Annotated in this window: 12 protein-coding genes; all 12 read left to right on the forward strand. The window is 68.7% G+C overall.

What is annotated here, in order from left to right; genetic code table 11:
• The first annotated feature begins 55 nt into the window (after positions 1 to 55).
• Entirely contained in the window at positions 56 to 1,228 is a 1,173-nt protein-coding gene (zapE, locus tag ACFQUV_RS11355) for a cell division protein ZapE (RefSeq protein WP_244601544.1), read from the forward strand.
• A gap of 136 nt (positions 1,229 to 1,364) precedes the next feature.
• A complete protein-coding gene (gene mdh, locus ACFQUV_RS11360; RefSeq protein ID WP_111386716.1) occupies positions 1,365 to 2,330 on the forward strand; it encodes a malate dehydrogenase in 966 nt (321 codons plus the stop codon).
• Between the two features lie 126 nt (positions 2,331 to 2,456).
• Complete coding sequence (gene sucC / locus ACFQUV_RS11365; protein WP_129608699.1) at positions 2,457 to 3,626, forward strand: ADP-forming succinate--CoA ligase subunit beta; 1,170 nt, start codon at positions 2,457 to 2,459, stop codon at positions 3,624 to 3,626.
• Positions 3,626 to 4,510, forward strand: coding sequence for a succinate--CoA ligase subunit alpha (gene sucD / locus ACFQUV_RS11370; protein WP_129608698.1), 885 nt, complete (start codon positions 3,626 to 3,628; stop codon positions 4,508 to 4,510). The genes sucC and sucD overlap by 1 nt, the downstream gene beginning before the upstream one ends.
• Positions 4,511 to 4,646: 136 nt before the next feature.
• Complete coding sequence (locus ACFQUV_RS11375; RefSeq protein WP_129608697.1) at positions 4,647 to 5,039, forward strand: clan AA aspartic protease; 393 nt, start codon at positions 4,647 to 4,649, stop codon at positions 5,037 to 5,039.
• 207 nt (positions 5,040 to 5,246) lie between these two features.
• Positions 5,247 to 8,207, forward strand: coding sequence for a 2-oxoglutarate dehydrogenase E1 component (locus tag ACFQUV_RS11380; protein ID WP_111386704.1), 2,961 nt, complete (start codon positions 5,247 to 5,249; stop codon positions 8,205 to 8,207).
• Positions 8,208 to 8,339: 132 nt separating this feature from the next.
• Positions 8,340 to 9,605 carry a 2-oxoglutarate dehydrogenase complex dihydrolipoyllysine-residue succinyltransferase gene (gene odhB, locus ACFQUV_RS11385; RefSeq protein ID WP_129608696.1) on the forward strand — a complete coding sequence of 422 codons (1,266 nt, stop codon included), beginning with the start codon at positions 8,340 to 8,342 and terminating at the stop codon, positions 9,603 to 9,605.
• A gap of 131 nt (positions 9,606 to 9,736) precedes the next feature.
• Positions 9,737 to 9,871: a DUF4160 domain-containing protein gene (locus ACFQUV_RS11390; protein WP_244601543.1), complete on the forward strand. Its 135-nt coding sequence runs from the start codon at positions 9,737 to 9,739 to the stop codon at positions 9,869 to 9,871.
• Positions 9,868 to 10,158, forward strand: a complete 291-nt coding sequence (locus ACFQUV_RS11395) for a DUF2442 domain-containing protein (RefSeq protein ID WP_111388414.1) — start codon at positions 9,868 to 9,870, stop codon at positions 10,156 to 10,158. Before ACFQUV_RS11390 ends, ACFQUV_RS11395 begins: the two co-directional genes overlap by 4 nt.
• 51 nt (positions 10,159 to 10,209) lie before the next feature.
• Positions 10,210 to 10,839, forward strand: a complete 630-nt coding sequence (locus ACFQUV_RS11400; protein WP_129608695.1) for a LysE family translocator — start codon at positions 10,210 to 10,212, stop codon at positions 10,837 to 10,839.
• 58 nt (positions 10,840 to 10,897) lie between these two features.
• Positions 10,898 to 11,305, forward strand: a complete 408-nt coding sequence (locus ACFQUV_RS11405) for an MAPEG family protein (RefSeq protein WP_129608694.1) — start codon at positions 10,898 to 10,900, stop codon at positions 11,303 to 11,305.
• A 24-nt stretch (positions 11,306 to 11,329) separates the two neighbouring features.
• Positions 11,330 to 12,727: a dihydrolipoyl dehydrogenase gene (gene lpdA / locus ACFQUV_RS11410; RefSeq protein WP_129608693.1), complete on the forward strand. Its 1,398-nt coding sequence runs from the start codon at positions 11,330 to 11,332 to the stop codon at positions 12,725 to 12,727.
• The last annotated feature ends 97 nt before the right edge of the window (positions 12,728 to 12,824 follow it).

Consider the following 12,824-nt stretch of genomic DNA (forward strand, 5'->3'; position numbering starts at 1 on the left):
GGAAGCGGGCCGTTCCCCGCTATCTGGACGCCTCCAGCCCGCTCCGGACCCCGGCTTGACCATCAGCGAACGATACGCGGCGCTCGTCGCCGCCGGCGAGATCGAGCGTGACCGCGCCCAGGCCCGCGTGGTGGAGGCCCTCGCCGGCTTGCAGGAGCGCCTCGTCACCGACCGCATCGCCCGCAAGTCGTCGGCGCTGGGCTGGCTGTTCGGGGCGCGCGAGAGCAAGCGGCCGCCCTTCGTCCGCGGCCTCTATCTCCACGGCGAGGTCGGCCGCGGCAAGACCATGCTGATGGATCTGTTCTACGCGACGAGCCGGGTCGAGCGGCGGCGGCGCGCCCATTTCCACGAGTTAATGGCGGACGTCCACGAGCGGGTGCACGCCTATCGGCGCAAGCTCAAGAGCGGCGAGCTTCCCGACGGCGACCCGATCGCCCTCACGGCCGCCGACCTCGCCGCCGAGGCGTGGCTTCTGTGCTTCGACGAGTTCCACGTCACCGACATCGCCGACGCCATGATCCTCGGCCGGCTGTTCACCCGCCTGTTCGGCCTCGGCGTCGTGGTGGTGGCGACCTCCAACGCGATGCCGGACGATCTCTACAAGGACGGCCTCAACCGGGCGCTGTTCGTGCCCTTCATCGAGCTCCTGAAGGAGCACATGGAGGTGATGCGGCTCGATGCCCGGACCGACTACCGGCGCGAGAAGCTCGCCGGGGTGCGGGTCTGGCACACGCCCGCCGACGCCGCCGCCGCAGCCGCGCTCGACGACGCTTGGCACCGCCTCACCCACGGCCACGAGAGCCGCGACCACGCCCTGGTGGTCAAGGGCCGCACCGTGCGGGTGCCGCGGGCCGCCATGGGAGCGGCGCGCTTCTCGTTCCACGATCTCTGCGGGCAGCCGCTCGGCGCCTCCGACTATCTGCGCATCGCCCACGAGTTCCATACCCTCGTGGTCGACCGGGTGCCCGTCATGGAGTTCCAGAACCGCAACGAGGCCAAGCGGTTCATCACGCTGATCGACACCCTCTACGATCACGGCGTCAAGCTGGTCGCCTCGGCGGCGGCCGAGCCCGAGGGGCTCTATCGCGCCACCGAAGGGGTCGAGGCGAACGAGTTCAAGCGCACCGTGTCACGGCTGATCGAGATGGCGTCGGAGTCCTATCTGGCGCTGCCCCATGGCCAGCGCACCGGCCCGTCGGGCGACACCGCCGGCCTGGTCGAGACATGACGGCGCGTCCGGGTCCGAACGGCCGCCCATCGTCGCGACCCTTCGGCCCGCGACGGGGCCGCGACTTGAACGCACCGCGGGAACGCGATAACACCCGAAACCCCCACCGGACACCAGGTTCGAGGACTCCCCCACTATGGCACGGCATAAAATCGCATTGATCGGCGCGGGTCAGATCGGTGGCACCCTGGCCCATCTCGTCGGGCTCAAGGAGCTCGGCGACGTCGTCATGTTCGACATCGCCGAAGGGATTCCCCAGGGCAAGGCCCTGGACATCGCCCAGTCCTCGCCGGTCGACGGCTTCGACGCCCGCTACGCCGGCACCAACTCCTATGAGGCCATCGAGGGCGCCTCGGTGTGCATCGTCACCGCCGGCGTGCCGCGCAAGCCCGGCATGAGCCGCGACGACCTGCTCGGCATCAATCTGAAGGTCATGGAGCAGGTCGGCTCCGGCATCCGCAAGTACGCCCCCGGCGCCTTCGTGATCTGCATCACCAACCCGCTCGACGCCATGGTGTGGGCGCTCCAGAAGTATTCGGGCCTGCCCAAGCACATGGTGGTGGGCATGGCGGGCGTGCTCGACTCGGCGCGCTTCCGTTACTTCCTGGCCGACGAGTTCAACGTCTCGGTCGAGGACGTCACCGCCTTCGTGCTCGGCGGCCACGGGGACACCATGGTGCCGCTGATCAAGTACTCGACGGTCGCCGGCATTCCGCTGCCCGACCTGGTGAAGATGGGCTGGACCACGCAAGCGCGGCTCGACGCCATCGTCGACCGCACCCGCAACGGCGGCGCCGAGATCGTCAACCTGCTCAAGACCGGCTCGGCCTATTACGCGCCTGCCACCTCGGCGATCGCTATGGCGGAGAGCTATCTGCGCGACAAGAAGCGGGTGGTGCCCTGCGCCGCCTATCTCAACGGCGAGTACGGCCAGAAGGACACCTATGTGGGCATCCCGGTGGTGATCGGCGCCAAGGGCGTCGAGCGCATCGTCGAGATCGAGCTCGCCGGCGCCGAGCGGGCGGCCTTCGACAAGTCGGCCGAAGCGGTGCGCGGCCTCATCGACGCCTGCAAGAAGATCGCGCCCGACCTCGCCGCCTGACACGGCCCGGACGCGGCGCGCAACGAGACGCGGGGCGCGCGACCGGCCGCAGCCGGCGCGCTCCGCCCAGATGCATCAAGGTGGAAACGCCGTCCGGCGCAGGCCGGACGCGAGCGGGGATCGCGCATGAACATTCATGAATACCAAGCCAAGGCCGTGCTGCGGGAGTTCGGGATTCCGACGCCGCGCGGGATCGCCGCCTTCTCGGTCGAGGACGCCGTGAAGGCCGCCCGCGAGCTCGCCTCGCCGGTGACGGTGGTCAAGGCGCAGATCCACGCCGGCGGCCGCGGCAAGGCCGGCGGCGTCAAGGTGGTGAAGTCGATCGAGGCGGTCGAGAGCGAGGCCAAGCGCCTGCTCGGCTCGACGCTGGTGACCCACCAGACCGGGCCGCGCGGCAAGGAGGTGCATCGCCTCTACATCGAGGAAGGCTCGGCGATCGACAAGGAGTTCTACCTGTCGGCGCTGGTCGATCGTGGCACCGGCCGGGTGTCGTTCGTGGTGTCGACCGAAGGCGGCATGGACATCGAGCAGGTCGCCAAGGACACCCCCGAGAAGATCGTCTCCTTCTCGATCGATCCGGCCACCGGCGTGATGCCGCATCACGGCCGCCGCATCGCCCAGGCGCTCCAGCTCAAGGGCGATCTCGCCAAGCAGGCCGAGGCGCTGGTCGCCAAGCTCTACCAGGCGTTTCTCGCCAAGGACATGAGCATGCTCGAGGTCAATCCGCTGGTCGTCACCAAGGACGGCAAGCTGATCTGCCTCGATGCCAAGATCTCGTTCGAGGGCAACTCGCTCTACCGTCACCCCGACGTCGTCGCGCTGCGCGATCTGACCGAGGAGGACGAGAAGGAGATCGAGGCGTCCAAGCACGATCTCTCCTACGTGGCGCTCGACGGCAATATCGGCTGCATGGTCAACGGCGCCGGCCTCGCCATGGCCACCATGGACATCATCAAGCTGTACGGCGAGGAGCCGGCCAACTTCCTCGATGTCGGCGGCGGCGCCTCCAAGGAGCGCGTCACCGAGGCGTTCAAGATCATCACTGCCGACCCCAACGTGAAGGGGATTCTGATCAACATCTTCGGCGGCATCATGCGCTGCGACGTGCTGGCCGAGGGCGTGATCGCCGCCGTCAAGGAGGTCGGGCTCAAGGTGCCGCTGGTGGTGCGCCTCGAAGGCACCAATGTGGAGCGGGGCAAGCAGATCATCGCCGAGTCCGGCCTCGACGTGGTGTCGGCCGACGACCTCGACGACGCCGCCCAGAAGATCGTCAAGGCCGTGCGGGGGAACGCCTGATGTCCATCCTGATCGACCAGAACACCAAGGTCATCTGCCAGGGCTTCACCGGCAAGAACGGCACCTTCCATTCCGAGCAGGCGATCGCTTACGGCACCAAGATGGTCGGCGGCGTGTCGCCCGGCAAGGGCGGCTCCAAGCATCTCGACCTGCCGGTGTTCGACACCGTCGCCGAGGCGCGCGAGAAGACCGGCGCCGACGCCAGCGTCATCTACGTGCCGCCGCCCGGCGCCGCCGACGCCATCTGCGAGGCGATCGACGCCGAGATCCCGCTGATCGTCTGCATCACGGAAGGGATTCCGGTGCTCGACATGGTGCGGGTGAAGCGGGCGCTCGACGGCTCCAAGTCGCGCCTGATCGGCCCCAACTGCCCGGGCGTGCTGACCGCCGGCGCCTGCAAGATCGGCATCATGCCGGGCAACATCTTCAAGTCCGGCTCGGTCGGCGTGCTGTCGCGCTCCGGCACCCTCACCTACGAGGCGGTGTTCCAGACCACCCAGGTCGGGCTGGGCCAGACCACCGCGGTCGGCATCGGCGGCGACCCGGTGAAGGGCACCGAGTTCATCGACATGCTGGAGCTGTTCCTGGCCGACCCCGAGACCAAGTCGATCATCATGATCGGCGAGATCGGCGGCTCGGCCGAGGAGGACGCGGCGCAGTTCGTCATCGACGAGGCCAAGCGTGGCCGCAAGAAGCCGATGGTCGGCTTCATCGCCGGCGTCACCGCGCCGCCCGGCCGCCGCATGGGCCATGCGGGCGCCATCATCGCGGGCGGCAAGGGCGACGCCAAGAGCAAGATCGCCGCCATGGAGGCGGCCGGCATCAAGGTGTCGCCGTCGCCGGCCCGCCTCGGCACCACGCTGGCGGCCCTGCTGAAGGCGTAGTACGCTCGCCGGGAGAGATCGGACGGCGCCGGTCGCTCGACCGGCGCCGTTTTCGTTTTAGGCGAGGCGGTTTTCCCGGGCGAGGCGGTGGGTCCCGCGTCGAGCAGCGATTCTCGAGCACCGGGGCGGCGTCGCCATGGCTCTGGTCGGCGTTCAGGTTCGCCTGGAGAACATCCGTCGCCCGGACCTCGCCCCCGTCGAGGCGCCCGCGCTCGCCGACACCGGCGCGCTCCACCTCTGCGTTCCCGAGCACGTCGCCCTGCAACTCGGGCTGGACGAGTTCGACCGCCGCGAGGTGACGCTCACGGACGGCTCGCGCCGGCTCGTCTCCTATGTCGGGCCACTTCTGGTGACGGTCGCCAACCGCAAGGGCCTGGCGGGCGCCATGGTGCTCGGTACCGAGATCCTGCTGGGCGCGATCCCGATGGAGGATCTCGACCTCGTGGTCGTGCCCGGCACCCGGCAGGTGATCCCCAACCCGGCCAATCCGAACATCGCGGTGTCGATCGCCAAGGGCGTACGGGTCTGAATGCCCCGGCGGCCCGGACGGTCCATGCCGGAGCCGCTGCGGCCAGCTCAATGAACCGAAATTCACTTGTAGGGTCCGCTCGGCGCATGAAGCCATTGTGGCGCCGCGACAAGGGGCTTAAATAGGGGCCGAACGGCCGTGCCGCCGGCCGTGGCGACGCCACCCGCTCCCCCAAGGGCTCCGCGCCCCCCGTATCAGGACTCGTTCATGTCCCGCCAAGACGCGAACGCCGCCTTCGCACTCACCTCGTTTCTCTACGGCGCCAACGCCGCTTATGTCGAAGACATGTACGCCCGCTACGAGGCCGACCCGAAGGCGGTCGACACCGAGTGGCGGGTCTTCTTCTCGGGCCTCAAGGACAACGCCAGCGACGTGGCGCGCGCCTCCCGCGGCGCCTCCTGGAAGGAGCCGCACTGGCCGATCGTCCAGGAAGGCCCGATCCGCCTCTTCGACAGCGAGGCCGCGGAAGCGGCGACCCGCCTGCACGACCGCATCGGCGCCAAGGCGCACCAATACGGCGTCGAACTGTCGCAGGCGGATGTCCAGCAGGCGACCCGCGACTCGCTGCACGCCCTGATGCTGATCCGCGCCTACCGCATGCGCGGCCACCTGCACGCCAATCTCGATCCGCTCGGGCTCGAAGCCATCAAGGACCACGAGGAGCTCGATCCCAAGAGCTACGGCTTCACGCCGGCTGATTACGATCGCCGCATCTTCCTCGACTACGTGCTGGGGCTGGAGTTCGGCACGCTGCGCCAGATCATCGCGATCCTCAAGCGCACCTACTGCCAGACCCTCGGGGTCGAGTTCATGCACATCACCGATCCGGCCCAGAAGGCTTGGATTCAGGAGCGCATCGAGGGACCCGACAAGGAGATCCACTTCACCCGCGAGGGCAAGCGCGCCATCCTCAACAAGCTCATCGAGGCCGAGGGCTTCGAGAAGTTCTGCGACGTCAAGTTCACTGGCACCAAGCGGTTCGGGCTCGACGGCGGCGAGTCGATGATCCCGGCGCTGGAGCAGATCATCAAGCGCGGCGGCGCCCTTGGGGTGCGCGAGATCGCCATCGGCATGGCGCATCGCGGCCGCCTCAACGTGCTCGCCCAGGTGATGGCCAAGCCGCACCGCGCCATCTTCCACGAGTTCAAGGGCGGCTCCTTCACGCCCGACGAGGTCGAGGGCTCCGGCGACGTCAAGTATCACCTCGGCGCCTCGTCGGACCGCGAGTTCGACGGCAACCGGGTGCATCTGTCGCTCACCGCCAACCCGTCGCACCTGGAGATCGTCAACCCGGTGGTGCTCGGCAAGACGCGCGCCAAGCAGGACCAGCACGGCTGCTCCAGCGACGACCGCACCGCCGTGATGCCGCTGCTGATCTCCGGCGACGCCTCGTTCGCCGGCCAGGGCGTGGTGGCGGAGTGCTTCGGCCTCTCCGGCCTGCGCGGTCACCGCACCGGCGGCTCGATCCACTTCATCGTCAACAACCAGATCGGCTTCACCACCTATCCACGCTACTCGCGCTCGTCGCCGTATCCCTCCGACACGGCCAAGATGATCGAGGCGCCGATCTTCCACGCCAACGGCGACGATCCCGAGGCGGTGGTGTTCGCCGCCAAGGTGGCGACCGAGTTCCGGCAGAAGTTCCAGAAGCCCGTCGTCATCGACATGTTCTGCTACCGGCGGTTCGGCCACAACGAGGGCGACGAGCCGTCGTTCACGCAGCCGCTGATGTACAAGAAGATCCGCTCGCACGAGTCGACGCTGGAGATCTACTCGAAGAAGCTGTTCTCCGAGGGCATCGTCACCGACGGCGAGGTCGAGAAGATGCGGGCCGACTGGCGCGCCCGGCTCGATGCCGAGTTCGACGCCAGCCACGGCTACAAGTCCAACAAGGCCGACTGGCTCGACGGCCGCTGGGCCGGCATGAAGGTCGCCTCACCGAGCGACGATCCGCGCCGCGGCAAGACCGACGTGCCCATCGAGGTGCTGCGCGACATCGGCGACAAGATCACCACGGTGCCGGCCGGCTTCCAGGCCCATCGCACCATCCAGCGCTTCCTCGACACCCGCCGCAAGGCGCTCGAGACCGGCGAGGGCATCGACTGGGCGACCGCCGAGGCGCTCGCCTTCGGCAGCCTGCTGGTCGAGGGCCACCCGGTCCGCCTCTCCGGCCAGGACTCCGAGCGCGGCACCTTCTCGCAGCGCCACTCGGTGCTGATCGACCAGGAGACCGAGAACCGCCACACGCCGCTGAACTACGTGAAGCCCGGCCAGGCCCGCTTCGAGGTGATCAACTCGATGCTGTCCGAGGAGGCGGTGCTCGGCTTCGAGTACGGCTACTCGCTGGCCGAGCCCAACGCGCTGGTGCTGTGGGAGGCGCAGTTCGGCGACTTCGCCAACGGCGCCCAGGTGGTGGTCGATCAGTTCATCTCGTCGGGCGAGCGCAAGTGGCTGCGCATGTCGGGCCTGGTGCTGCTGCTGCCGCACGGCTACGAGGGCCAGGGGCCGGAGCATTCCTCCGCGCGGCTGGAGCGCTATCTCCAGAGCTGCGCCGAGGACAACATGCAGGTCGCCAACTGCACGACGCCGGCGAACTACTTCCACATCCTGCGGCGGCAGCTCAAGCGCGACTTCCGCAAGCCGCTGATCCTGATGACTCCGAAGAGCCTGCTGCGCCACAAGCGGGTGGTGTCGCGGCTCGACGAGTTCGCCACCGGCACCTCGTTCCATCGCCTGCTGCCGGACGACGCCGAGCATCACCGCTTCGCCGGCGACCATGTCCGCCTGGTTCCCGATCGCAAGATCCGCCGCGTCGTGCTGTGCTCCGGCAAGGTCTATTACGACCTCTACGAGGAGCGTGAGAAGCGCGGCATCGACGACATCTATCTGTTGCGGGTCGAGCAGCTCTATCCGTTCCCGACCAAGGCGCTGCTCACCCGGCTCGGCCGCTTCAAGAACGCCGAGGTGGTGTGGTGCCAGGAGGAGCCCCGCAACATGGGCTCGTGGACCTTCGTCGAGCCCTATCTCGAATGGGTGATGAACCAGGTGGGCGGCGAGTATCGGCGGCCCCGCTATGTCGGGCGGCCGCCCTCCGCGGCCACCGCCACCGGCCTGATGTCGAAGCATCTCGCCCAGCTCCGGACCTTCCTGGACGATGCACTCGGCTGAGCCCGTGTGGCCGTCGCCGCTCCGACGCTTCCGTGACCGGACGAATGCCCGGTCACTCCGCTCCTCCACCAGAACCCCGTTGCGCGTGCCGACATCCGCTGCCTGCCCGCGTGATCTGCTTGGACGATGACGATGGTTGACATCCGCGTGCCCACCCTGGGCGAATCCGTGACCGAGGCCACGATCGGCCGCTGGTTCAAGAAGGCGGGCGACACGGTGACGGTCGACGAGCCGCTGGTCGAGCTGGAGACCGACAAGGTGACCATCGAGGTGCCCGCGCCCGCCGCCGGCACCCTGTCCGAGATCATCGTCGCCGACGGCGAGACCGTCGCGGTCGGCGCCCTGCTGGGCCAGATCGCCGAGGGTGCCGGGGCGAGCGCCGCCGCTCCCGCGGCCGCACCCGCCGCCAAGGCCGAGAAGCCGGCCGCCAAGCCCGCCGCCGCGGCACCCGCCGCCGCGACGCCCGCTCCTGCGGCGGCCCCCGCGGCGCGCTCCGATGCGCCGCTCGCCCCCTCGGTGCGCCGGCTGGAGGCCGAGAGCGGCGTCGCCGCCGCCGGCGTCGCCGGCACCGGCCGCGACGGCCGTGTCACCAAGGGCGACATGCTGGCCGCCATCGAGAAGATCGCCTCAACGCCCGCGCCGGTGCCGCAACCGCCGCCCGGCGTCGAGGTGCGCGCCCCGTCGGTTTCCGAGGATGCCGCGCGGGAAGAGCGCGTGCGCATGACCAAGCTGCGCCAGACCATCGCGCGCCGCCTCAAGGACGCGCAGAACACCGCCGCCATGCTGACGACCTTCAACGAGGTCGACATGTCGGCCGTGATGGCGCTGCGCAACCAGTACAAGGAGCTGTTCGAGAAGAAGCACCGGGTGAAGCTCGGCTTCATGGGCTTCTTCACCCGCGCCTGCGTGCAGGCGCTGCGCGAGGTGCCGGCCGTCAATGCCGAGATCGACGGCACCGACATGGTGTACAAGAATTACTATCACATCGGCGTCGCCGTCGGCACCGAGCGCGGTCTCGTCGTGCCGGTGGTGCGCGACTGCCAGGACAAAACGCTCGCCGAGATCGAGAAGACGATCGCCGACTACGGGCGCCGCGCCCGCGACGGCCAGCTCAAGCTGGAGGAGATGCAGGGCGGTACCTTCACGATCTCCAACGGCGGCGTCTACGGCTCGCTGATGTCGACCCCGATTCTCAACGCGCCGCAGTCCGGCATTCTCGGCATGCACAAGACCCAGGAGCGCCCCGTGGTGGTCGGCGGCAAGATCGAGATCCGGCCGATGATGTATCTGGCGCTCAGCTACGATCACCGCATCGTCGACGGCAAGGAGGCGGTGACGTTCCTGGTGCGCGTGAAGGAGTGCCTGGAGGACCCGGCGCGGCTGGTGCTGGATCTGTGAGGTGGGCGGATCGCGATGCCGACGGTGGCGATCATCGACGGCATCAAGATCCAGTTCTACGCGCGTGAGCACGCGCCGCCACATTCCATGCGATCTATGCCGAGCATCGCGCCCAGATCGCCATCGGGTCCTTGCAGGTCTTGAAGGGCGGTCTGCCGCTGGCCACGCTGGCGACCGTGCTGTCGTGGGCGGAGCCTCGGCAGGACGCCCTGATGCGCGCGTGGGACGCGACCATCGCCCTGCAGAAGCCGGAGAAGATCTCATGACCGCCGGAACTCTTCACATCGTCGCTGCCGAGCCGGTTCTCCACGGTGTTCTCAAGCTCACTTGGGACGATGGTTACGAGGGCATCGTCGATCTGCGCGGCATCATGGCTCACGGCGACATCTTCACACCGTTGCGCGATCCGGCGAGCTTCAAGACCGTTCACGTTTCACCGTTCGGCCATTCCATCTATTGGGGCGAGGAGGGCGACGAGACCGTCGACTTCGGCTGCGATCGCCTGCGCGACCTCGCCGAGCAGCAGGCTGCTCTGCTGGCTCGTGCGAGCTGACCACCGCCCCGCGATCACGGCTCGAACCGATCACCTGGACGATCCTGGTCAATGTCCCACACGGCCGAGTTCCTCTCCCTGATGGCGGTGTTTCTGGTGGCGGCGGTGACGCCCGGCGCCGATTTCGCCTGCGTGCTGCGCGAGAGCGTGGCGCATGGCCGCCGCGCCGGCATCGCGGCGGCGATCGGGGTGGGCTCGGCGATCCTCGTGCACGTCGCCTACACGGTGCTGGGCATCGGCCTCGTCGTCGCCCATTCGGTGGTCGCCTTTACCATCGTGAAGTGGGCCGGCGCCGCCTATCTGGTGTGGCTCGGCGTCAAGAGTCTCCGCGCCCCTCCTCCGGTGCTGCCCGATCCGGGCGGGCCGGATTCGGCGGCGCCGCCGCTGCGCCGATCGCTGGCCATCGGGGCGCTCACCAACCTCCTCAATCCCAAGGCCACGCTGTTCTTCGTGTCGCTGTTCTCCACCATCGTGTCGCCGACGACGCCGATCGTCATGCAGTTCGGCTACGGGCTCGCCATGGCGGCGGTGCTGGCCGGCTGGTTCACCCTCGTCGCCGTGTTCCTCACTACCCCGCCGGCCCGCGCCGCCTTCGTGCGCGCCGGCCGCTGGATCAACCGCGCCACCGGCCTGGTGCTGATCGGGCTCGGCGTGCGCATCGCCCTGCACCGCAGCCCGTGACGCGCGTCCCCGCCCGCCACCCGCACACCGCCCAGGTTCGTATCCGACGAGCAACCCGATGACCCCCGCGCCGCTCTCCCAGGAACTGCTGCTGCTCGCCGCCAGCGTGGTGCTGCTGGTGGCGCAGATCTTCCTCCAGTCCGCCACCATGACGCGCGAGCTCGGCCGCGACTGGAACGCCGGCCCGCGCGACGACGGCAGGAAGCCCACGGGTGTGCTGGCGGGTCGCGCCGAGCGGGCGCTGAAGAACCTGCTGGAGACCTATCCGGCCTTTGTCGGCCTCGTGCTCGCCCTCGTGATCACCGGGCGCACCGGCGGCCTCGGCCTCGCCGGGGCGCATCTGTGGTTCTGGGCGCGCGTCGTCTACGTGGCCCTCTATCTCGCCGGCGTGCCGATGGTGCGCTCGATCGTCTGGCTCGTCGCGCTGGTCGGCCTCGGCCTGATGCTGACCGCGCTCGTGCTCTGATCCCTCCCCGAACGGAACCCCACGATGTCCTCCTACGATCTCGTCGTCATCGGCACCGGCCCCGGCGGCTATGTCTGCGCCATCCGGGCCGCGCAGCTCGGCCTCAAGACCGCCGTGGTGGAGAAGCGCGCTTTCGGCGGCACCTGCCTCAACATCGGCTGCATTCCGTCCAAGGCGCTGCTGCACGCCTCCGAGCTGTTCGAGGAGGCGGGCCACGGTTTCGAGGCGCTGGGCATCAAGGTCGGCAAGCCGAAGCTCGATCTCGCCGCCATGATGAAGTTCAAGGACGAGGGCGTCGACGGCAACGTCAAGGGCGTCGAGTATCTGCTCAAGAAGAACAAGATCGATGCTCACATCGGCAGCGGCCGCATCGTGGCGCCCGGCAAGGTCGAGGTGACGGGCGACGCCGGCACCACGACGCTGGAGACCAAGGCGATCGTCATCGCCACCGGCTCCGACGTCGCGCCGCTGAAGGGCGTCGCGATCGACGAGACCCGCATCGTGTCGTCGACCGGCGCGCTGTCGCTGCCCAAGGTGCCGAAGAAGCTGCTGATCGTCGGCGCCGGCGTCATCGGGCTCGAGCTCGGCTCGGTGTGGCGGCGGCTCGGCGCCGAGGTCGAGGTCGTCGAGTTCCTCGATCGCATCGTTCCCGGCATCGATCTCGATGTGGCGCGCCAGTTCCAGCGCATCCTCCAGAAGCAGGGCTTCGCGTTCCGCCTGTCTACCAAGGTGACCGGCATCGACACGTCGGGATCGCGCCTCAAGGCGACCGTCGAGCCGGCGGCCGGCGGCGAGGCCGCGATCATCGAATGCGATGTGGCGCTGATCGCCATCGGCCGGGTGCCCTACACCGATGGGCTCGGGCTCGACGCCGTCGGTGTCGCCCGCGACGACCGTGGCCGCGTGATCACCGATGCGCACTTCGCCACCAACGTGCCCGGCATCTACGCCATCGGCGACGTGATCGCCGGCCCGATGCTGGCCCACAAGGCGGAGGACGAGGGCGTCGCGGTCGCCGAGATCCTCGCCGGCAAGGCCGGCCATGTGAACTACGACGTGATTCCGGGCGTCGTCTACACGATGCCGGAGCTCGCCAGCGTCGGGAAGACCGAGGAGGAGCTGAAGGCCGCCGGCATCGCCTACAATGTCGGCAAGTTCCCGTTCACGGCGAACGGCCGCGCCAAGGTGAACCGGCAGACCGACGGCTTCGTGAAGATCCTGGCCGATGCGAAGACGGACCGTGTGCTCGGCGTGCACATCCTCGGACCCGACGCCGGCAACATGATCGCCGAAGCCGCCGTCGCCATGGAGTTTGGCGCCTCGTCGGAGGACATCGCCCGCACCTGCCACGCCCACCCGACGCTCACCGAGGCCGTGAAGGAAGCGGCGCTCGCGGTGGAGAAGCGCGCGATCCACATGTGATACTGATTCCGAGTGATCAGTTCACCGTCGCTCCGGGGCGCGGCACCCGGAATCCAGCGGCAAACTCGGGGCTCTCGGCTGGATTCCGGACAGCCGC

It is taken from the genome of Rhodoplanes sp. P11, assembly GCF_964266735.1.
Taxonomy (GTDB): domain Bacteria; phylum Pseudomonadota; class Alphaproteobacteria; order Rhizobiales; family Xanthobacteraceae; genus Rhodoplanes; species Rhodoplanes serenus.